Raw genomic sequence first — 19,186 nt, 5'->3', positions numbered from 1 at the left:
GCCGCGGCTCAGTAGTGGACCACCGAACGGATCGACTTGCCTTCATGCATCAGGTCGAAGGCGTCGTTGATCTTGTCCAGGTCCATGGTGTGGGTGACGAACGGGGCCAGTTCGATATCGCCCTTCATCGCATCCTCGACCATGCCCGGCAGCTGGCTGCGGCCCTTCACGCCACCGAAGGCGGTGCCCATCCACTTGCGGCCGGTCACCAGCTGGAACGGACGGGTGGAGATCTCCTGGCCCGAACCGGCCACGCCGATCACCACGCTCTGGCCCCAGCCACGGTGCGCGCATTCCAGCGCCGCGCGCATCACGTTGACGTTGCCGATGCACTCGAAGCTGTGGTCCACGCCCCAGGTCGTCATCTCGACGATGACCTGCTGGATCGGCTTATCGAAATCCTTCGGGTTGATGCAGTCGGTGGCGCCGAATTCGCGCGCCAGTTCGAACTTGGACGGATTGGTGTCCACCGCGATGATGCGGCCGGCCTTGGCCTGGCGCGCGCCCTGGATCACCGCCAGGCCGATGCCGCCGAGGCCGAACACCGCCACACTGTCGCCTTCCTGCACCTTGGCGGTGTTGTGCACCGCGCCGATGCCGGTGGTGACGCCGCAGCCGAGCAGGCAGACGTGTTCCGGGTTTGCTTTCGGATTGATCTTCGCCAGCGACACTTCGGCCACCACGGTGTACTCGCTGAAGGTCGAGCAACCCATGTAGTGGTACAGCGGCTCACCGTTGTAGCTGAAGCGGCTGGTGCCATCGGGCATCACGCCCTTGCCCTGGGTCGCGCGCACGGCCACGCACAGGTTGGTCTTGCCGCTCTTGCAGAACAGGCACTCGCCGCACTCGGCGGTGTACAGCGGAATCACGTGGTCGCCCGGCTTGACGCTGGTCACGCCCTCGCCCACTTCAACCACGATGCCGGCGCCTTCATGGCCCAGCACCACCGGGAACAGGCCTTCCGGATCATCGCCGGACAGCGTGAACGCATCGGTGTGGCAGACACCGGTGTGGGTGATCTTCACCAGCACTTCGCCCTTCTTCGGCGGGGCGACGTCGATCTCGACGATCTGCAGCGGCTGGCCGGGACCAAAGGCGACGGCGGCACGGGACTTCATGGTGGACTCTCCAGAGACAGGCAATGACAGGATGGGCGGCGCCATGTTGCGCCGTCGTTTATTTCAGGTACGAACGGATCAACGCGCTCATGTCGCGCACGCGTTCGGCGCGTTGTTCGTCGGAGGCGGCGGGTTGCCCGAACTCCTCGCGCAGATGGGCCTCCATCACCTCGGACATCAGGCCGTTGACCGCGCCACGGATGGCGGCGATCTGCTGCAGCACCGGCCCGCAGTCGGCGCCAGCTTCCAGCGCGCGGTCCAGCGCATCGCACTGGCCACGGATGCGGCGCACGCGGGCCAGGACCTTCTTCTTCTCTTCGGGGGAGTGCGGCATGACCAGGCCACCTCGAAACTATACTGGGGGATAGTATACACAGGCAACCATCCCGCTCAATCGTGCCGGTTCAATCGAACAAGCCCTCACCCGCCAGCCGCGCCAGTTCATCCACCACATAGCGCACCTTCGGCCGCAGGTGCCGGGTCGGTGGCCACAGCGCATGGATGTCGATATGCCGTTGCATGTGCGCATCCAGCACCGAGTGCAGCGCGCCGGATTCCAGATGTCGGCGTACCAGTGAAATGGGCATCTGGCAGATGCCCAGTCCTGCGATGGCCGCATCGATCACCGCGTCACCATCGTTGAGCTGGTAGGCCGCGTTCGGGATGAATGTTCCCTCGGCATCATCACTGCCAATCCGCCACGCCACCGGTTGCCCATGGCGGAAGCCAACGATGCTGCGATGCTGCGCCAGTTCCTCCACGGTCGCAGGCACGCCATGCGCCTGCAGGTACTCCGGCGATGCGCAGGTGACCAGGCGCTGGCGACCCAGCCGGCGCGCGACCAGGTGCTCGGCCTGGTGCAACCCGCCGAAGCGGATCAGCAGGTCGATGCCCTCTTCGACCGGATCGACGAAGTGATCGGTGAAGGTCATCGTCAGCTGCAGGCCCGGGTACTGCCGGCACAGGCGCAGCAGCACGGGCAGCACCACCAGCCGCCCGAACGAGGACGGCATGTCGATGCGCAGCCGTCCGCTGGGCAGGCCGGCCGACCCCAGGCAGGCTTCGGCGGCGGAGATTTCTTCCAGCGCCGCCGCACACGATGCGTAGTACGCCTCGCCATCGGTGGTCAGCGCGATGCGCCGCGTGGTGCGGTGGAACAGGCGCACGCCCAGCCGCGCTTCCAGCCGGGCGATGGCCTTGCCCACTGCCGAGCGCGAGATGCCCAGCGCGTCGGCAGCCTCGGTGAAGCTGCCTGAGCGGGCCGTGGTAACGAAGGTCACCAGGCCATTCAACGATTCCAGCGGCAGCATCTATCACGCTCCATTGGGGACAAATAGTCCCGCGCCCAGGGAGATCGAAGCGCTTTATGCGTCCGCATGTCAACTCCATCCTGTGTGCATCGCGCCGCTGGCGCCTTCCCCCACACCGAGATGACCGACATGATCGCCGCCCTGTTCCGCCCCTTCGATCTGGCAGGCACCGCCCTGCGCAACCGCATCGCGATGGCCCCGATGACCCGCGCCCGCAACCCCGGTGCGGTCGCCAACGAACTCACCGCGCAGTACTACCGGCAGCGCGCCAGCGCCGGCCTGATCATCAGTGAAGGCACCCCGGTCTCGCCGCAGGGCCAGGGCTACATCGACGTCCCGGGTATCTGGTCGGCCGAGCAGGTGGCCGGGTGGAAGCTCGTCACCGAGGCGGTGCATGCCGCACAGGGCACGATCTTCGCCCAGCTCTGGCACGTCGGCCGCATGTCGCATTCCTCGCTGCAGCCCGACGGTGGGCAACCGGTCAGCGCCGGTACCCGCCCGGTGGCCAGCGCACCGAAGAACACCTCGTTCGTGTACCTGGACGATGGCAGCCGCGGCCACGCCGATCCCACCCCGGCACGTGCACTGGAGACCGCAGAGATCCCCGGCATCGTCGACGACTTCGTGCGCGGCGCAGAGAACGCCATCGCCGCCGGATTCGACGGCATCGAACTGCATGCCGCCAACGGCTACCTGTTCGAACAGTTCCTCAACCCGGTCATCAACCAGCGCGAAGATCACTACGGCGGCTCGCTGCCCAACCGCGCGCGCTTGATCCTGGGCACCGTCGATGCGATGGCCCAGCGCATCGGTGCGCAGCGCATCGGCGTGCGCCTGGCACCGAACAATCTCACCTTCGACATGCCGTTCTACCCCGACAACGAGGCCACCTATCTGTACCTGGCCAAGGAACTGGGCAAGCGCGGCCTGGCCTATGTGCATCTCAACGACAACCAGCAGGCGGGCCAGTCGGTGCTGGGCGAGGCCTTCCTGCAGCAGTTCAAGCAGGCCTACGGTGGCACCGTGATCCTGGCCGGCGGCATGACCCGCGAACGCGCCCTGCAGCTGGTCGAGGCCGGCACCATCGACCTTGCCGCGTTCGGCCAGCCGTTCATCGCCAACCCGGATCTGGTCGAACGCCTGCAGCGCAACATCGCGTTGGCCACGCCCGACCGCAGCACCTATTACGGGGGCGGCGAGGCGGGCTATCTCGATTACCCGGCCGCAGGCTGATCCCGCACGGGGCCCGCACGGGGTCGGATCCCCTTCCAACGGAAAGGGCTCTGACCCCTGTTCGGCGAACAAGGAGTCAGAGCCACGCTGCGCCCGGATCCGACCCCAGCCCTCAGGCGTCCTCGCGCACGTAGGCGAACGACTCGTCCAACCGCTCGAAGCCGATCACTTCAGCGACGATGGCCTGTGCCTCGTCTTCGCTGAAGTTCCCTTCTTCAATATCGTCAACGCGGGCGAACAGCCGCTGCAATGCCGCGTACTGGTCGCCGCGCAGGAAGGAATGGTGAGTCTGCAGCCAGCGCTGCAGATTCCCGGCCAGCTCGCCGTGCGACAGCAGCGTGTACGGCCGCTGGTAGTCGGCAACCGCTTCGACCATCTTGCGGAACACGAAATCCTGGTAGCTGGCGGCCAGCACGTCGGCACGGTCGTCGTCATGCCACACCATCACCACCGGCGGTTCGCTGAAACCGGGCGCGTTGCTCCAGAAACAGTAACTGTCACCCGCGCCGGTCCGCGCAAAGGGCAGCAACTGCAGGTCAGTGCGCAGGGGATTGTAATGATCCTCCGCGGTCAGCTCCTGCCACGCCTCGAGCAGTTCATCGTGTTCCAACGGCTCATAGTCCTGGGCGTACAGCAGCACCGGCGGTTCTGCCTGCAGCGCCGGGAATACCACCTCGGACCATTCCGGATGGGGAGCACCCCAGCTCAACCGACCCGCTGCATGCAACTGCTTGAACAGGGGCGGGAAGGTCTGGCCGGTGGCCTGTTCGATGCTGGATAGCGCGCTCATGGATGTCCTTGTCGATCGAGACCGCCCAGCTTGCCCGAATCCGCGCAGGAGATGAACCGGCAGCACCACGCGGCAGGACTAGACTGCGACCACCGGATGCCGCCCATCGCTACCATGAACGCCACTGCCCACAGCTTCATCGTCAACATGGACGTGCCCGACCTGGCCGCCGCCGAAGACTTCTACCTCCGGGCCTTCGGCCTGCGCATCGGCCGCCGTCTCGGCCCGGGCGCCGTGGAGCTGCTCGGTGGGCCAACGCCGCTCTACCTGCTGCACAACGACGCCGGCAGCGCCGCCACGGAAGACGGCGACGTGCGCGACTACGAGCGTCATTGGACGCCGCTGCACCTGGACTGGGTGGTGGATGACATTGAAGCCGCGCTGGCACGTGCAGTTGCGGCCGGGGCGACACTCGAGCAGTCCGTGCGCGAGCGTCGCTGGGGACGCATCGCCGTACTGGCCGATCCGTTCGGGCATGGCTTCTGCCTGATCCAGTTCAGTGGCGAAGGCTACGATGCGCTGGTTGAATGACCGGCGCGCCGTTCACCACGGCAACGGCACTGCTTCGCCGTTGGCGCGCTCGCCGTAGTACAGCGAAGGCAGCAGCCGCGACAGGAAACTGAACTCCGTATAGCAGTGCCTGAGCAGGCCCAGGCCGACCGCGTCGCCGGCATCGCGACGCGGATCGGCGCTGTCCAGGCCGAGCACGAAGCGGCTGCGCAGCACGCAGCCAAACGGCGTATCGCGCGCCACGTGCAGCATCTGCCCATCGCAGGGATCGCCCTGTACATCCAGACGCACGTGATCACCGAAGCCGATGCGCGCGGCGATCACCGCCGATACATGGCCTGCATCCTGTGCCGCCTGCAGGCGTTCGGGCACCAGCAAGGTGCGCGGGTCATGGAACTTCAGGCGCGCCGCCACCGGCGGAATGTCAGCGAGCGATTCCACCGCATGGATGCTGGCGCCGTGGTAGCTGCGCCCGCGCTGCCAGGCCGCGTCCCAGCCGCGATGCTCGACGTGATCGACCGGATGCCACCAGCGGATGTGCTGGGTGGTCTCGAAGAAGGTGAACCACCAGTCCAGCATGCGGCCCTTGCAGCCGTGCAGATCGGTGCGCACCGCCACCAGCAGCGTGCCGTCTTCGCGGCGCTGGATGCCGGTTTCCAGATGCATCGGCGCCGGGTCCAGCAGATCGTGGTGGTCCAGCCAGGGGCGAGCGTTCACAGCGGTATCCATGGGGGTCTCCTACGGGTTGGGAGACCCGAAAATACGGAAACGCTTTCCGTTTCGCAATTAACCGGATGCGGTAAGATGGGCGCAATGAACAGCACCACCCTGCCCGCGCCCACATCACCGACCCGCCGCCGTGGCCGCCCTGCGCGACCGGAAGCCGAAGTCCGCCACGCGGTGCTGCAGGCGACGCTGGAGCTGCTGCTGGCACAGGGTTACGAGGCCACCACCATTGAAGCGGTGGCGGCGCACGCCGGGGTGGCGAAGAAGACCGTGTACCGCCATGCCAGCAACCGCGAGGAGCTGGTCGGGTTGGCGGTGCGTGAGTGGACCGACGGCTTCGCGCCACAGCTGCAGCGTGATGCGCGCAATGCCCAAGAGGTCGTGCCGTTGCTGCAGGACATCCTGCACGCGGTGTGCACGCAGGCGCTATCGGCGCAGGCGGTGCAGGTGTTCCGCCTGCTGGCCACCGATTTCCCCGGCAAGGACGCGCTGCTGCAGGCCTACCTCGACAACGGCATCGAACGCGGCCGTGCGCTGCTGGCCGACTGGCTGGCACGTCAGCAGCAGCGTGGACTGCTGCGCGAGGGAGATTCCGCATGCATGGCGCGGCTGATCCTGGCGATGGCCGTGGCCGAGCCGCTGCGCGAACGCGTGATCGGCGTGGTGGCCGAGGATGCGCCGGTGGAGATGCATCTGCGTGAGTGCGTGGCGTTGTTGGCGCCGGTGTTGCAAGGGCCGTAGCGTGGTGCCATCCACGCATGGCGTGGATCTACCGGCCGATGTCGATTCGTTGATCGGCAACGCCCTGCCCCGGCAGGTGCCGACCGTTGGTTGGCAATGGCCTGCCCCGGTGGGTGCCGACCGTTGGTCGGCACCACGTCATCCATCGCAACTCACTCGCGCAACATATCCACGAACGCACGCAACGCGCCCGGCATCTGCCGCTGCTTCGGGTAGTACAGCGCGAAGCCGGCAAACGGCTCGCTCCAGTCTTCCAGCACCGCCACCATCTGCCCCGATTCGATGTACGGCCTTGCCGTGTCTTCCAGCACGTACGCCAGGCCGATGCCATCCAGAACGGCGCGCACGATCGTGCCCTGCTCGCACAGGGTCAACCGCCCGGGCACGTCGATCTCCAGCGCCTGCCCATCGCGCTCGAACTGCCACTTGTACAGGTGCCCACTGGCGAAGCGGAAGCGGATGCATTCGTGCGCGGCCAGGTCGCGCGGATGCTGCGGTGCCGGCCGACGCCGCAGGTAGTCCGGCGAGCCGACGATCAGCCCGCGCAGTGGCGGCCCCATCGGCACCGCCACCATGTCCTCCGGCACGAACTCATGCAGGCGCACGCCGGCGTCGTAGCCCTCGGCGACGATGTCGACCAGGCCGTCATTTTCGGTCAGCTCCACCCGCACGTCGGGATGGGCGTGCAGGAAGCGCGCCAGCCTCGGCCCCAACTGGGTCGGTACCGCCGCGCGGGTGGCGTTGATGCGCAGCAGGCCGGCCGGGGCTGCGCGGAAGTGGTTCATTTCTTCCAGTGCGTCGTGCACCTGCCCCAACGCCGGCTGCAGGCGCTCCAGCAGGCGCTGCCCGGCCTCGGTCAGGGCCACGCTGCGGGTGGTGCGATGGAACAGGCCCACCCCCAACCGTTCCTCCAGCGCGCGGATCGCGTAGCTCACCGCCGAGGTCGACAGCGCCAGCTCGGCGCCGGCACGGCGGAAGCTGCGGTGGCGGGCGACCGCGGCGAACGCGGCCAGGTGGGAGAGGTTGTCAGTGGCCACGATTGTGCAGTTTCACTTGATGAATCATGCCGATATCCGCGCTTCTTGCTGCTGGTTGCGGGGCGTATTGTAAAACGCCTTTCGATAAACCCTGCCAAGGATTCCCCATGTCCCTCGCCCGTGGTTACGCCGCCCATTCCCATACCGACCCGCTGGTCCCGTACGAGTTCGAACGCCGCGCGGTCGGCCCGGACGACGTGCGCATCGAGATCCTCTACAGCGGCATCTGCCATTCCGACCTGCACCAGGCCCGCGATGACTGGGGTGGCTCGATCTACCCGATGGTGCCGGGCCACGAGATCATCGGCCGGGTGACCGAAGTCGGCAGCAACGTCACCCGCTTCAAGGTCGGCGACCACGCCGGCGTCGGCTGCATGGTCGACTCGTGCCGCCACTGCGACGCCTGTGAGCACGATCTGGAGCAATATTGCGCCGAAGGCGCGACCTGGACCTACAACGGCCGTGAACGCGAAACCGGCGCGCCGACCTACGGCGGCTATTCCGACCACGTGGTGGTCGAGCAGCGCTTCGTGGTGAAGGTGTCCGACACCCTCGACCTGAAGGCGGCCGCCCCGCTGCTGTGCGCCGGCATCACCACCTGGTCGCCGCTACGCCACTGGAAGGTCGGCCCGGGGCAGAAGGTGGGCGTGATCGGTCTCGGTGGCCTTGGCCACATGGGCGTGAAGTTCGCCAAGGCACTGGGCGCGCACGTCGTGATGATCACCACCACGCCGGAAAAGGGTGCCGATGCCAAGCGCCTGGGCGCCGATGAGGTACTGGTCTCGCGCGATGCCGCGCAGATGAAGGCGCACGCCGGCAGCTTCGACTTCCTGCTCAACACCATCCCGGTCGGCCATGACACCAACCCGTACATGGGCCTGCTCAAGCGCGAGGCCACCATGTGCCTGGTCGGCGTGCTGACCGAACTGGACCCGCCGCTGACCGGCGGCAGCGTGATCTTCGGCCGCAAGCACCTGACCGGCTCGGCAATCGGCGGCATGGCCGAAACCCAGGAAATGATGGACTTCTGTGCCGAGCACGGCATCGTCAGCGACGTCGAGATCATCGACATCAAGAACGTCAACGAAGCCTGGGAACGCATGGCGAAGAACGATGTGCGCTACCGCTTCGTGATCGACATGGCGACGATGCAGAACGCCGCCTGATCCAGGGCAGATGCGAAAAAGAAAAACCCCGGCAATGCCGGGGTTTTTCTTCTGGTAGTGCCGGCCGCTGGCCGGCAACCCCATACATCTGCCGGCCAGCGGCCGGCACTACCGCAATCCACTCAGTACGCGAACTCGCGGAACACCGGATCGACGTCGCCGTGCCAGCGGCCATGGAACAGCGCCAGCTTGCGCTCGGCCGGGGTCAGGCCGGATTCGACGATCTCCTGCAGCACGTCCAGGAACTTGCTCTCGTCCTGGCCGTCGGCATTGCGCGCCGCACGGCGCCTGAGGCCTTCGACGGAAATCTTCACCGCTTCGCGGGCCAGGTCGCGCACCGTGCCATTGCGGAACGGCAGGTTCATCGCATGCTTCGGCACGCCGTCGCGCAGTGCATGGCGCTCGGCCAAGGTGAAATCGCGTACCAGGTCCCAGGCGGCATCCAGTGCGGTGTCGTCATACAACAGGCCCACCCAGAATGCCGGCAGCGCACACAGGCGGCTCCACGGGCCACCATCGGCACCGCGCATTTCCAGGTACTTCTTCAGGCGCACTTCCGGGAACGCGGTGGTCATGTGGTCCGACCAGTCGCGCAGCGTCGGCAGCACACCCGGCAGCACCGGCAGCCTGGCCTGCATGAAATCGCGGAAGCTCTGCCCGCTGGCGTCGTGGTAGATGCCATCGCGGTAGGAGAAATACATCGGCACGTCGAGCAGGTAGTCGACATAGCGCTCGTAACCAAAACCATCCTCGAACACGAAGTCGAGCATGCCGGTGCGGTCGGCGTCGGTGTCGGTCCAGATGTGCGAGCGGTAGCTCAGGTAACCGTTCGGCTTGCCTTCGGTGAACGGCGAATCGGCGAACAGCGCGGTGGCGATCGGCTGCAGCGCCAGCGACACGCGGAACTTCTTCACCATGTCCGCTTCGGTGGCGTAGTCCAGGTTCACCTGCACCGTGCAGGTGCGGGTCATCATGTCCAGGCCCAGCGAACCGACCTTGGGCATGTACGAGCGCATGATCTTGTAGCGCCCCTTCGGCATCCAGGGCATTTCATCGCGCTTCCACTTCGGCTGGAAGCCCATGCCGAGGAAACCCAGCTGCAGTTCGCCGGCCACCTGTGCCACTTCGTTGAGGTGGGTGCCGGTCTCCACGCAGGTCTGGTGGATGGTCTCCAGCGCCGCGCCGGACAGTTCCAGCTGTCCAGCCGGTTCCAGCGTCACCGAGGCACCGTCGCGCAGCAGCGCGATCGTGTTGCCGTTTTCCTGCACCGGCTCCCAGCCGAAGCGGACCAGGCCGTTGAGCAACGCTTCGATGCCGCGCTCGCCCTCGAAGGTCGGCGGGCGCAGGTCATCCAGGCGGAACCCGAACTTCTCGTGCTCGGTGCCGATGCGCCACTGCGCGCGGGGCTTCTCGCCGGAGGCGATCACCTCCACCAGCTGCGAGCGGTCGGTAATGGGGGTATCGGCGACGTGGCTGGGGCTCGACAAGGGGAAGGCTCGCTGGACGGTGGCGGGGGATGTGGGGCTCGCGGCCTTCCATCGCAAGGGCGCACTATAGCGTGGCACCCCGTTGCGTCATGCGACGGTGACGGGTTTCAGCATCCTACCGACGCCCTCTTGACCCTCGTACACTCGGCGTCATGAACCGTCATTCGCGACACCCCGAACTGCACCGCTCCGAGCGCGTCGGCTGGTTGCGTGCCGCCGTGCTGGGGGCCAACGATGGCATCGTCTCGGTGGCCGGCCTGGTGGTCGGCGTGGCGGCCAGCGGCGCCTCCGCCACCACTATCCTTGCCACCGGCGTGGCCGGCACCGTGGCCGGCGCGATGTCGATGGCCGCCGGCGAGTATGTGTCGGTGCAGACCCAGGCCGACACCGAAGCGGCCGACCTGGCAATGGAAAAGCGCGAGCTGCGCGAAGACCCGCACAGCGAACTGGAGGAGCTGGCCGCGATCTACCGCCACCGCGGCCTGGAGCCTGCATTGGCCCGGCAGGTGGCCGAACAGCTTACCGCCCACGATGCACTGGGTGCCCACGCCCGCGATGAGCTGGGCATCACTGACACCCTGCGCGCGCGCCCGCTGCAGGCGGCGCTGGCCTCGGCCGGTGCGTTCACCTGCGGTGCGGCGCTGCCGGTGCTGACCGCCCTGCTCGCGCCGACCGACAAGGTTGCGTTGATGACCACGGCCAGCACCCTGCTCGGCCTGTGCCTGACCGGCGCAGTGGCGGCCCAGGCCGGGGGCGCACCGCCTGTACGCGGCGCGGTCCGGGTGATGTTCTGGGGCGCGCTGGCGATGGCTGCGGCGGCCGGCGTCGGTCGCCTGTTCGGTGCCCAGGTGTCATGACCGGCATGCTGCCAGCGGCCACTGCGTTGCTGGCCGAGATGGCCAGCCTGGCCGGCTGCGGGCGCGCCGAGGGCTATGCCTGCATCACCGCACGCCGCGAGCATGGCGCCAGCTCGGTGGAGGTTCCGCAACCGCAGTTCGCGATCCTGCTGGAAGGCCGCAAGCAGGTACGTACCGCACACCAGTCGCTGACGTTCGTTCCCGGCGACATCCTGCTGCTGACCCAGCGGTGCCGCATCGACGTGGTCAACACCCCCGATCCCTGCAGCGGCCGCTACCTCAGTGCCATCGTGCCGCTCTGCACCGAAGTGCTGGCGGCGGCGCGTACGCTCTGGAATGAAGAGCTTCCCGCCCCCGGCCAGGCGATGGCGCGACTGCCGTTGATCGACCATGGCGCGGTGCTGCGCCAGTGGCGGCAATCGCTGCAGGACGGCCGTTACAGCGACGCGCGGCTGGCCCTGGCCTCGCTGGTGCTGACCCTGTGCCGACAGGGCCATGGCAACCTGCTGCTGCCGCAGGCGCCGAGCCTGGGCGAACAGATCCGCGACCGCATCGCCGCCGAACCAGCACGCGACTGGCAATCACGCGATGTGGAAGCGCAGTTCGCGCTGAGCGGCGCGACCCTGCGCCGTCGCCTGGCGGCCGAGGACACCAGCCTGCGCCAGCTGCTCACCGAGGCCCGGCTGGCGCATGGCATGCAGCTGCTCTACACCACCGACCTGCCGTTGAAGACCGTGGCCGCGCGCGCGGGCTACCGGTCTGCGGCCAGTTTCAGCAAGCGCTTCGCCGAGCAGTACGGGCTGGCTCCGACAGACATTTGAGGGGGTTCGGCAGGGCTGCGCCCTGCACCCGCAGAGGCAACGGCAACAGCCGAAGCAACAGCAACAGCAACAGCAACGGCGTGCATTTCGTGGAATGGCGGGGCACTGTGGGTTTGCGGGGACGCCGTAAACCCGTCCATGGGGGCTTGGTCGCCGCATCCATGCGGCTCACACCCCGCAAACCCACAGTGCCCCGCCTTCGACAGATTCCGGCGGCTGTTGGTAGGTGTCGACCTTGGTCGACACATCTGTCAGTTATCGAATGAAATTCGTGGGGTCAGATCCGTTTTCCTCCGGAAAACGGATCTGACCCCAAGAGCATTTCCAACAGACAGATAGCAGAAGACTGTCGAAGGCGGGGTGGGTCCGGTTGCGGGAGTGTCCGCGGCATGGATGCCGCGGCCAAGCCCCCATGGGTGAGGGCGCTTTGCTTGCGAAGCACTGCTTCGCAAGCGCCCGAACGCCCAGCCGCCAGCGACTGGGCCGGACCGCGGAGCGGGGTTTACGGCGTCTCCCGCAACCGGACCCACCCCGCCATCCCAGATAGCCCGCTGTCGCTGTTGCTGTTGCTTCGGCCGTTGCCGTTGCCTCTGCGGGTGCAGGGCGCAGCCCTGCAGCCCCCCCTTCCCTGAGCATTCCGCGCAGTGGTTTGAGCGCCGTGCACACGCCGGCCACGGCACGCTGGGCACAACGGAACCGCCCGTCATCCACCGAGAACCGCCATGATCCTGCGTCCCCTGCCGCTGCGCGGCGCCCTGCTGCTGGCCCTGTCGTCCCTGCCGCTGGCTGCACTGGCCGAAGCCACCTCGCCCGCTCCCACCCAGCAGGTGCCCGGCGTCTACCACCAGCGCGTTGGTGCGCTGCAGGTCACCGCCCTGTTCGACGGCGTGGTCGCGCTGGGCCGGCAGGAAGTGGTCGACGTGCCGCCGACACTGGTCAGCCGCCTGTTGGAAGGCCGCTACGTACCGGAAGACAAGAAGGGCCTGCAGACCGCGATCAACGCCTTCCTGGTGCGCCAGGGCAACCACCTGACCCTGGTCGATACCGGCACCGCGCAGTGCTTCGGCCCCGGCCTGGGCCAGGTGCTGGGCAACCTGCGCGCCTCCGGCGTGGACCCGGCCGAGGTGGACGAGGTGCTGCTGACCCACGCCCACCCGGACCATCTGTGCGGCGTGCTCGACGCGCAGGGCAAGCCGGCCTACCCGAATGCCACGGTGTGGTTGTCCAAGGCCGATGCCGATTACTGGCTCAGCCCGGCCAGCGAGGCCACGGCGCCGAAGGGCGTGCGCTTCGCCTTCCCGCTGGCACGCAATGCGGTCGCGCCCTACCAGGCCAGCGGCCACCTGCGCACGTTCAGCCCCGGCGATGCCCTGCCCGGTGGCGCGGTGGCGATGGACACCCACGGCCATACCCCCGGCCATGTCTCCTACCGGTTCGACAGCCAGGGCCAGTCACTGCTGGTGTGGGGTGATGTGCTGCACTTCCATGCGGTGCAGTTCGCGCACCCGGAAGCGGCATTCGAGGCCGATTCGGACCGCAAGGCGGCCATCGCCAGCCGTCGCGGGCTGCTGCAGCAGGCCACCGCCAACGGTTGGTGGGTGGCCGGTGCGCACCTGCCGTTCCCGGGCCTGGGCCATGTGCGTGGCGAGGGCCAGGCCTATGCGTGGGTGCCGGCGGAGTATTCGCCGTTGTGAGGGTGTGCCGACCAAGGTCGGCACCCACCCGATCGGGTAGCGCCCGGCTGCCAGCCGGGCGACCGGAGAGCCTTATTCCAGCCCCAGCCAGCCGCCGATCACGCCGCGGGCTTCGTCCACGCCGGTACGGTCTTCGCCGGAGAACACCTGCACGCTGACGCTGTCACCGTAAGCCGATTGCAGCTCCTTGCGCACCTTCTGCAGGGACTGCATCTGCTGGCTGCGGCTGAGCTTGTCGGCCTTGGTCAGCAACGCGTGCGCCGGCAGGCCACGCTGCACGGCATAGGACAGCATCTGCCGGTCGTAGTCCTTCAGGGGGTGGCGGATGTCCATCACCACCACCAGGCCCTTGAGGGCCTCGCGGGTGCGGAAATACTTGTCAATGAAGGCCTGCCAGTGCGCCTGCAGGTCCAGCGGCACCTTGGCGTAGCCGTAACCGGGCAGGTCGACCAGATGCGCTTCCGGGGTGACCTGGAAGAACACCAGCTGCTGGGTGCGGCCGGGGGTCTTGGAGACACGGGCCAGGGCGTTCTGGCGGGTCAGCGCGTTGAGCGCACTGGACTTGCCGGCGTTGGAGCGGCCGGCGAAGGCCACTTCAGCCCCTTCGTCGGGCGGCAGCTGCCGCACGTTGTGGGCCGAAAGGTGGTAACGGGCGCGTTCGATGAGCAATGACATGTGCCTAGGATCGCATGTTGCGGCGCCGCGCGCCCGTGCCGGCGGCCGCTGCGGCCATTTTGCTGCACTGCTGCGTTGACCGTGCGCGGAAACGCCGTTGATAATCCGGGCGATGCCGGCGGCCACCGTCCGGCCCGGTCCATACGGAGCTTCAGCATGCGCCACGCTCGCGTTCTTGCCGTATCCGCCCTTGCCACTGCTGTAGTCGTTGCCGCTGCTGCGTTCGCGCAGACCACGTTGACCCCGCTACCCGACAACGGGCCGATCAATACCGCCTCGCTGGAGGTGGACTTCAGCAAGACCCACTGGGGCGATGCCAAGGCCGGCCAGACCAAGGCGACGGCCTGCGCGGCCTGCCATGGTGCCGACGGCAACTCCACGGTGGAGATGTACCCGTCCATTGCCGGCCAGAGCGAGCGCTACGTGGCCCAGCAGATGGCCCTGATCGCCAACGGCCAGCGCAGTTCCGGCGCGGCGGTGGCGATGGTGCCGTTCGTGCAGAACCTCACCCCGCAGGACATGCGCGATATCGGCGCCTACTTCGCCACGCAGAAGGCCAACGCCGGCATCGCCGATGACACGGCAGTGACCGATGGCCCCTACAAGGGCATGAAGTTCTACGAGATCGGCCAGCAGCTGTACCGCGGCGGCGATGCCAAGCGCGGCCTGCCGGCCTGCATGGCCTGCCACGGCCCCAGCGGTGCCGGCAATCCCGGCCCGGCCTATCCGCACCTCGGTGGGCAGCACGCCAGCTATGTCGCGCGCCGCCTGCAGGAGTACCAGGCCGGCCAGACCAACGAGACCGACAAGGCGCACTTCCAGATCATGGCCACGGTCGCGCAGAAGCTCAGCGAGCAGGAGGTGCAGGCGCTGTCGAGCTACCTGCAGGGCCTGCACAACAAGGCCGACGATGTAGCCGCTGCGGCCACGCCGACGCAACCGGCTGCCGCCCCCTGACCACCACTGGTCGGCCCGGGCCGCGACGCCGGCCCACGGCTGCGGTATGTTTCCTTCACGCCGGCGACCGCGCCGGCGTTGCTTTTTTCAACGGAGATGCGTGTCGATGAGGTTGATTTCCCGCCTGCTGTTGTCCGTGCTGGTGCTGCTGCCGCTGGCAGCCTGCGCCGCCACCCCCGCCAATGCCCCGCTGGTCGAGGGCAAAGACTACGAGCGCATCGCCCAGCCGGGCCCGTTCCAGCCGCTGGCCGGCAAGATCGAGGTGGTCGAGGTCTTCGGCTACACCTGCCCGCACTGCGCCCATTTCGAGCCACAACTGGAAGCCTGGGCGGCCAAGCTACCGGCCGACGTGCGCTTCACCCCGGTCCCGGCCGCCTTCGGTGGCGCCTGGGATGCCTGGGCACTGGCCTACTACGCCGCCGACGAAGTCGGCGTGGCCAAGCGCAGCCACGCTGCCGTGTTCAAGGCCCTGCACGAGCAGGGATCGCTGCCGATGCAGAACGTCTCGGCCGATGAGCTCGCCACGTTCTACAAGGCCTACGGCGTGACCCCGGACCGCTACCTCCAGGCGCTGCGCGGCGATGCCGTGCAGAAGAAGGTCGAGGCCGCGCGCGCGTTCGCCCAGCGCACCAAGATCCCGGGCACCCCGGCCATCATCATCAACGGCCAGTACCTGGTGCGGGGCAACAGCTTCGACGACCAGCTGCGCATCGCCTCGGCGCTGATCGCGCAGGCCCGCGCCGCCCGCGGCCGCTGAACCAACGCCCACCCTCGACACGGCGCTGTCGCCGCCGCATGTCATCATTTCCCCCTGGCTGGCGCCTGGCGCCGGCCCCCACCTTTCCAGATGCTGGAGACGTTTCCATGAAGATCCGTTACGCCCTCGCCCTCGCAGCGCTGCTGCCGATCCTGGCTGCCTGCAAGGCTGATGACGGCAGCACCAACACCACCGCGGCCCCGGCCGCACCGGCAGCCGCCCCGGCCACCGCCGAACCGGCCGCTGCGCCGGCCACGGGCAGCGAAGGCACCGCTCCGGCTGCCGCCGAAGGCGAAAAGGCCCCGGCCGAAGCCGCCCCCGCCGCGGCGCCGGCCCCGACCACCGCCGCGCTGACCGGCCCGGCCCCGGTGGAAGGCGCCGATTACCAGGTGATCCCGAACGGCCAGCCGTTCCAGCCGGCTGCCGGCAAGATCGAAGTGACCGAGATCTTCGGCTACGTCTGCCCGGCCTGCGCCGCATTCCAGCCGCTGGTCGGCCCGTGGAAGGCCGGCCTGCCCAGCGACGTGAACTTCGTCTACGTGCCGGCCATGTTCGGCGGCACCTGGGATGACTACGCCCGTGCCTTCTACGCCGCGCAGACCCTGGGCGTGCAGGAAAAGACCCACGAAGCGCTGTACGCCGCCATCCACTCGCAGAAGACCCTGAAGGGCGAGCGCGGCCGTGACTCGGTGGAAGACATCGCCAAGTTCTACGCCACCTATGGCGTGGATCCGAAGCAGTTCGCCGCCACCATGGGCAGCTTCGCGGTGAACGCCAAGACCAACTCGGCCAAGCAGTTCGCCCAGCGCAGTCAGATCAGCGGCACCCCGTCGATCATCGTCAACGGCAAGTACCTGGTGAAGGGCAAGAGCTTCCCGGACATGCTGCGCATCGCCGACCACCTGATCGCCCGCGAACGCGGTGCGGCCCAGGCTCACTGATCCAAGAGAAGCATTTCCCGGCCGTGAATTCCCCCCGTACACGGACCCTGCGCTTGCTGACGGCCAACATCCAGGCCGGCTCAAGTACCCGCCGCTACAGCGACTATGTGACCCGCAGCTGGTCACATGCGCTGCCGGCGGGGCGCAAGCGCAGCAGCCTGGACGCGATCGCCACCCTGGCGCGCGACCATGACATCGTCGGCCTGCAGGAGGCCGATCCGGGCAGCCTGCGCTCGGGCTTCACCAACCAGACCCACTACCTGGCCCAGCGCGCCGGCTTCAACTACTGGAGCCACCAGCCGAACCGGCGCATGGGCGGCGTGGCATCCAGTGCCAATGGCCTGCTGAGCAAGCTGGAACCGGTGGAAGTGCAGGACCATGCCCTGCCCGGCCGCATCGGCGGGCGCGGCGTGCTGCTGGCCAAGTTCGGCGATGGTACCGATGGCCTGGCGGTGGCGGTGGCGCATCTGTCATTGGGCGCGGGCTCGCGGATGTCGCAGCTGGGCTTCATCGCCGAGCTGCTGTCCGACCACCCCAACGCGGTGCTGATGGGCGACTTCAACTGCCTGGCCGAACGCCCGGAAATGCAGGTGCTGTACCAGAAGACCCGGCTGCAGCCCCCGGGCTGCATCGTGCCGACCTTCCCCAGCTGGCGCCCCGACCGCGCCATCGACCACATCCTGGTCAGCAGTGGCCTGCAGACTCGTACCGTGGAAGCCGTACCAGCCGCGTTCTCCGATCACCTCGCCCTGGCGATGCAGATCGACGTCCCGGCCGACGCCCTGCGCTGACCCGCCGTTACGGTAGGTGCGGACCGTTGGTCCGCACGCTCTGCGCCGGGCGCCGCCCGGCGCTCCCCTAAATCGGGGCATAAACGACTTAATCCCCTCCGTCCCCTTTTTTTCAGGCGGTGACGGGTGCCTTCAGGCGCCGCGCGGTCATCGTGCTGCCCACCGAGGCCAGCACCGTGCAGCCGATCGCCAGCCACTGCAGCCCATGCAGGTGCTCGTGCAGCAGCAGCATCGCCCACAGCGCGGCCACCGCCGGTTCCATGCTGATCAGGATGCCGAAGGTCTCCTTCGGCAGCCGCTTGAGCGCCATCATCTCCAGTGACATCGGGATCGCGCTGGACACCAGCGCCACCAGCAGCCCGGCGGCCAGGATCTTCGGATCGAGCAGCGCGGCGCCGGCGTGCACCACGCCCACCGGCACTACCACCAGCGACGCCGCCAGCAGCCCCAGCGACACCGAATGCCCGGCGTGCAGGTGGCCGGCACGCTTGCCGAACACGATGTACAGGCCCCAGCACGCCGCAGCCCCCATCGCATACAGCACGCCAGCGGGATCCAGCGCCGGACCACCGCCGATCGGCAGCAGCAACAGCAGCCCCACCGCCGCACAGCCCACCCAGAGGAAATCGATCGGCCGTCGCGACGACAGCATGGCCACCGTCAGCGGCCCGGTGAATTCGATGGCCACCGCGATGCCGAAGGGAATGGTGCGCAGGGCCATGTAGAACAGCAGGTTCATCAGGCCCAGGGTGAGGCCGTAGCGCAGGATGGTGATCGCATCCGGGCGGCTGGTCTTCCAGCGCCACGGCCGCCAGAACAGCAGCAACAACAGCGCCGAGAAGCCCACGCGCAGCGCGCTGGTGCCCTGCGCGCCGATCAGCGGGAACAGGTGTTTTGCGTAGGAGGTGCCGATGGCCAGCGAGGTGACCGAGCCGAGCACCGCCAGCGCCGGCAACATCGGCGCGAGTCGTGAGGTCTGCATGGGCAAAGTCTATTGCGCCAGCGCCGAGCACTTGGCTCAATTGACGGCCCGTTCGTGCAACTTCTGCTCGCCATGGCCACCGCCCCCGTGCTCGACAGCTTCGACCGCGCCATCCTCGACCTGCTGCAGCGGGACAACACCCTGCCGCAGCGCGAAATCGCCGAGGCCGTGCACCTGTCCACGCCGGCCGTGCAGCGCCGCATCAAGCGCCTGCAGGACAGCGGCGTGATCGCGGCCAATGTGGCGGTGATCGCCGCCGCCCAGGTCGGGCGGCCACTGACCATCATCGTCGAAGTGCGCGTGGTCAGCGAGCAACGTGATCACGTGGCGCCGTTCAAGCGCCGCGTGCAGGACGACCCGGCGGTGCAGCAGTGCTACGCGATCACCGGCGATGGCGATTTCCTGCTACTGCTTTCGGCGGCGTCGATGGAAGAGTACGAGGCCATTACCGAGCGGTTGTTCGGCGGCGATGACAACATCGAACGCTTCAGAACGTCGGTGGCACTGGGGACGTTGAAGCGGAGTTTCGAAGTGCCGCTGCTGCCAGGCCTGTAGAGTCGAGCCATGCTCGACTGCCTCCTGATCGCAACGCA

General features: G+C 67.7%; 21 protein-coding genes. 12 read left to right on the top strand and 9 right to left on the bottom strand.

Translation table 11 applies throughout. The features are described 5' to 3' along the window. Positions 1-8: 8 nt before the first annotated feature. From AC5P8F_RS05260 to AC5P8F_RS05250, 3 genes are all read right to left on the bottom strand, one after another. Positions 9-1,118, bottom strand: coding sequence for an S-(hydroxymethyl)glutathione dehydrogenase/class III alcohol dehydrogenase (locus AC5P8F_RS05260; RefSeq protein WP_329768577.1), 1,110 nt, complete (start codon positions 1,116-1,118; stop codon positions 9-11). 58 nt (positions 1,119-1,176) lie between these two features. Continuing rightward, complete coding sequence (frmR, locus tag AC5P8F_RS05255) at positions 1,177-1,452, bottom strand: formaldehyde-responsive transcriptional repressor FrmR (protein WP_005411009.1); 276 nt, start codon at positions 1,450-1,452, stop codon at positions 1,177-1,179. A gap of 70 nt (positions 1,453-1,522) precedes the next feature. After that, on the bottom strand, positions 1,523-2,428 hold the full coding sequence (locus AC5P8F_RS05250; protein WP_069117886.1) for a LysR family transcriptional regulator: 906 nt from the start codon (positions 2,426-2,428) through the stop codon (positions 1,523-1,525). Positions 2,429-2,557: 129 nt separating this feature from the next. Between AC5P8F_RS05250 and AC5P8F_RS05245 the strand changes: the two genes are divergently transcribed. After that, a complete protein-coding gene (locus AC5P8F_RS05245; RefSeq protein ID WP_478406102.1) occupies positions 2,558-3,661 on the top strand; it encodes an alkene reductase in 1,104 nt (367 codons plus the stop codon). A gap of 112 nt (positions 3,662-3,773) precedes the next feature. Here the strand turns inward: AC5P8F_RS05245 and AC5P8F_RS05240 are convergent, their stop codons facing one another. After that, positions 3,774-4,451: an SMI1/KNR4 family protein gene (locus tag AC5P8F_RS05240; protein WP_049440660.1), complete on the bottom strand. Its 678-nt coding sequence runs from the start codon at positions 4,449-4,451 to the stop codon at positions 3,774-3,776. Between the two features lie 114 nt (positions 4,452-4,565). On the opposite strand from AC5P8F_RS05240, the gene AC5P8F_RS05235 reads away from it, so the two are divergent. Continuing rightward, the gene (locus tag AC5P8F_RS05235) at positions 4,566-4,982 is read left to right on the top strand and encodes a VOC family protein (protein ID WP_111205473.1); all 417 of its coding nucleotides are present in this window, start codon (positions 4,566-4,568) and stop codon (positions 4,980-4,982) included. A 12-nt stretch (positions 4,983-4,994) separates the two neighbouring features. On the opposite strand, the gene AC5P8F_RS05230 is transcribed toward AC5P8F_RS05235, so the two are convergent. After that, positions 4,995-5,690, bottom strand: coding sequence for a DAPG hydrolase family protein (locus AC5P8F_RS05230; protein WP_049440661.1), 696 nt, complete (start codon positions 5,688-5,690; stop codon positions 4,995-4,997). A 75-nt stretch (positions 5,691-5,765) separates the two neighbouring features. Here AC5P8F_RS05230 and AC5P8F_RS05225 point away from each other — a divergent pair, with 75 nt between their 5' ends. Continuing rightward, the gene (locus AC5P8F_RS05225; RefSeq protein ID WP_049440662.1) at positions 5,766-6,428 is read left to right on the top strand and encodes a TetR/AcrR family transcriptional regulator; all 663 of its coding nucleotides are present in this window, start codon (positions 5,766-5,768) and stop codon (positions 6,426-6,428) included. A gap of 152 nt (positions 6,429-6,580) precedes the next feature. Here the strand turns inward: AC5P8F_RS05225 and AC5P8F_RS05220 are convergent, their stop codons facing one another. Beyond that, positions 6,581-7,465, bottom strand: coding sequence for a LysR family transcriptional regulator (locus AC5P8F_RS05220; protein WP_014648394.1), 885 nt, complete (start codon positions 7,463-7,465; stop codon positions 6,581-6,583). A 107-nt stretch (positions 7,466-7,572) separates the two neighbouring features. On the opposite strand from AC5P8F_RS05220, the gene AC5P8F_RS05215 reads away from it, so the two are divergent. After that, complete coding sequence (locus tag AC5P8F_RS05215) at positions 7,573-8,631, top strand: NAD(P)-dependent alcohol dehydrogenase (protein WP_014648395.1); 1,059 nt, start codon at positions 7,573-7,575, stop codon at positions 8,629-8,631. A 122-nt stretch (positions 8,632-8,753) separates the two neighbouring features. Here the strand turns inward: AC5P8F_RS05215 and AC5P8F_RS05210 are convergent, their stop codons facing one another. Beyond that, positions 8,754-10,118, bottom strand: coding sequence for a glutamate--cysteine ligase (locus AC5P8F_RS05210; protein ID WP_111205457.1), 1,365 nt, complete (start codon positions 10,116-10,118; stop codon positions 8,754-8,756). 152 nt (positions 10,119-10,270) lie between these two features. Here AC5P8F_RS05210 and AC5P8F_RS05205 point away from each other — a divergent pair, with 152 nt between their 5' ends. The 3 genes from AC5P8F_RS05205 (at position 10,271) to AC5P8F_RS05195 (ending at position 13,490) form a co-directional block, all read left to right on the top strand. Beyond that, positions 10,271-10,975 (top strand): VIT1/CCC1 transporter family protein, encoded by a 705-nt coding sequence (locus AC5P8F_RS05205; RefSeq protein ID WP_014648397.1) that lies wholly within the window; start codon positions 10,271-10,273, stop codon positions 10,973-10,975. Next, complete coding sequence (locus AC5P8F_RS05200) at positions 10,972-11,796, top strand: helix-turn-helix transcriptional regulator (protein ID WP_032960690.1); 825 nt, start codon at positions 10,972-10,974, stop codon at positions 11,794-11,796. The genes AC5P8F_RS05205 and AC5P8F_RS05200 overlap by 4 nt, the downstream gene beginning before the upstream one ends. Before the next feature lie 722 nt (positions 11,797-12,518). After that, on the top strand, positions 12,519-13,490 hold the full coding sequence (locus tag AC5P8F_RS05195; protein ID WP_046432495.1) for an MBL fold metallo-hydrolase: 972 nt from the start codon (positions 12,519-12,521) through the stop codon (positions 13,488-13,490). A gap of 72 nt (positions 13,491-13,562) precedes the next feature. On the opposite strand, the gene yihA is transcribed toward AC5P8F_RS05195, so the two are convergent. Further along, complete coding sequence (yihA, locus tag AC5P8F_RS05190; RefSeq protein ID WP_005411022.1) at positions 13,563-14,165, bottom strand: ribosome biogenesis GTP-binding protein YihA/YsxC; 603 nt, start codon at positions 14,163-14,165, stop codon at positions 13,563-13,565. Between the two features lie 156 nt (positions 14,166-14,321). On the opposite strand from yihA, the gene AC5P8F_RS05185 reads away from it, so the two are divergent. The 4 genes from AC5P8F_RS05185 (at position 14,322) to AC5P8F_RS05170 (ending at position 17,611) form a co-directional block, all read left to right on the top strand. Then, on the top strand, positions 14,322-15,122 hold the full coding sequence (locus AC5P8F_RS05185; protein WP_014648400.1) for a c-type cytochrome: 801 nt from the start codon (positions 14,322-14,324) through the stop codon (positions 15,120-15,122). A gap of 106 nt (positions 15,123-15,228) precedes the next feature. Next, positions 15,229-15,879 carry a thiol:disulfide interchange protein DsbA/DsbL gene (locus tag AC5P8F_RS05180; RefSeq protein ID WP_032960695.1) on the top strand — a complete coding sequence of 217 codons (651 nt, stop codon included), beginning with the start codon at positions 15,229-15,231 and terminating at the stop codon, positions 15,877-15,879. Positions 15,880-15,986: 107 nt separating this feature from the next. Then, entirely contained in the window at positions 15,987-16,820 is an 834-nt protein-coding gene (locus AC5P8F_RS05175) for a thiol:disulfide interchange protein DsbA/DsbL (protein ID WP_049440671.1), read from the top strand. A gap of 53 nt (positions 16,821-16,873) precedes the next feature. After that, positions 16,874-17,611, top strand: coding sequence for an endonuclease/exonuclease/phosphatase family protein (locus AC5P8F_RS05170; protein WP_021202520.1), 738 nt, complete (start codon positions 16,874-16,876; stop codon positions 17,609-17,611). Positions 17,612-17,723: 112 nt separating this feature from the next. Here AC5P8F_RS05170 and AC5P8F_RS05165 read toward each other — a convergent pair whose 3' ends face one another. Beyond that, positions 17,724-18,593 (bottom strand): EamA family transporter, encoded by an 870-nt coding sequence (locus AC5P8F_RS05165; RefSeq protein WP_100438132.1) that lies wholly within the window; start codon positions 18,591-18,593, stop codon positions 17,724-17,726. A gap of 72 nt (positions 18,594-18,665) precedes the next feature. On the opposite strand from AC5P8F_RS05165, the gene AC5P8F_RS05160 reads away from it, so the two are divergent. Further along, the gene (locus tag AC5P8F_RS05160) at positions 18,666-19,148 is read left to right on the top strand and encodes an Lrp/AsnC family transcriptional regulator (protein WP_134809288.1); all 483 of its coding nucleotides are present in this window, start codon (positions 18,666-18,668) and stop codon (positions 19,146-19,148) included. The last annotated feature ends 38 nt before the right edge of the window (positions 19,149-19,186 follow it).

This window comes from Stenotrophomonas sp. YJH_SMC_69 (genome assembly GCF_059370495.1).
The sequence above is the reverse complement of the archived record's forward strand: the minus strand, read 5'-3'. Positions and strand labels throughout refer to the sequence as shown.

What these genes read in the sequence shown, in the direction of transcription:
- AC5P8F_RS05260 (WP_329768577.1), bottom strand. Translation starts at nt 1,118, where the DNA reads ATGAAGTCCCGTGCCGCCGTCGCCTTTGGTCCCGGCCAGCCGCTGCAG.
- yihA (WP_005411022.1), bottom strand. Translation starts at nt 14,165, where the DNA reads ATGTCATTGCTCATCGAACGCGCCCGTTACCACCTTTCGGCCCACAAC.
- AC5P8F_RS05185 (WP_014648400.1), top strand. Translation starts at nt 14,322, where the DNA reads ATGCGCCACGCTCGCGTTCTTGCCGTATCCGCCCTTGCCACTGCTGTA.
- AC5P8F_RS05180 (WP_032960695.1), top strand. Translation starts at nt 15,229, where the DNA reads ATGAGGTTGATTTCCCGCCTGCTGTTGTCCGTGCTGGTGCTGCTGCCG.
- AC5P8F_RS05235 (WP_111205473.1), top strand. Translation starts at nt 4,566, where the DNA reads ATGAACGCCACTGCCCACAGCTTCATCGTCAACATGGACGTGCCCGAC.
- AC5P8F_RS05175 (WP_049440671.1), top strand. Translation starts at nt 15,987, where the DNA reads ATGAAGATCCGTTACGCCCTCGCCCTCGCAGCGCTGCTGCCGATCCTG.
- AC5P8F_RS05195 (WP_046432495.1), top strand. Translation starts at nt 12,519, where the DNA reads ATGATCCTGCGTCCCCTGCCGCTGCGCGGCGCCCTGCTGCTGGCCCTG.
- AC5P8F_RS05250 (WP_069117886.1), bottom strand. Translation starts at nt 2,428, where the DNA reads ATGCTGCCGCTGGAATCGTTGAATGGCCTGGTGACCTTCGTTACCACG.
- AC5P8F_RS05165 (WP_100438132.1), bottom strand. Translation starts at nt 18,593, where the DNA reads ATGCAGACCTCACGACTCGCGCCGATGTTGCCGGCGCTGGCGGTGCTC.
- AC5P8F_RS05160 (WP_134809288.1), top strand. Translation starts at nt 18,666, where the DNA reads ATGGCCACCGCCCCCGTGCTCGACAGCTTCGACCGCGCCATCCTCGAC.
- AC5P8F_RS05215 (WP_014648395.1), top strand. Translation starts at nt 7,573, where the DNA reads ATGTCCCTCGCCCGTGGTTACGCCGCCCATTCCCATACCGACCCGCTG.
- AC5P8F_RS05205 (WP_014648397.1), top strand. Translation starts at nt 10,271, where the DNA reads ATGAACCGTCATTCGCGACACCCCGAACTGCACCGCTCCGAGCGCGTC.
- AC5P8F_RS05240 (WP_049440660.1), bottom strand. Translation starts at nt 4,451, where the DNA reads ATGAGCGCGCTATCCAGCATCGAACAGGCCACCGGCCAGACCTTCCCG.
- AC5P8F_RS05200 (WP_032960690.1), top strand. Translation starts at nt 10,972, where the DNA reads ATGACCGGCATGCTGCCAGCGGCCACTGCGTTGCTGGCCGAGATGGCC.
- AC5P8F_RS05225 (WP_049440662.1), top strand. Translation starts at nt 5,766, where the DNA reads ATGGGCGCAATGAACAGCACCACCCTGCCCGCGCCCACATCACCGACC.
- AC5P8F_RS05245 (WP_478406102.1), top strand. Translation starts at nt 2,558, where the DNA reads ATGATCGCCGCCCTGTTCCGCCCCTTCGATCTGGCAGGCACCGCCCTG.
- AC5P8F_RS05230 (WP_049440661.1), bottom strand. Translation starts at nt 5,690, where the DNA reads ATGGATACCGCTGTGAACGCTCGCCCCTGGCTGGACCACCACGATCTG.
- frmR (WP_005411009.1), bottom strand. Translation starts at nt 1,452, where the DNA reads ATGCCGCACTCCCCCGAAGAGAAGAAGAAGGTCCTGGCCCGCGTGCGC.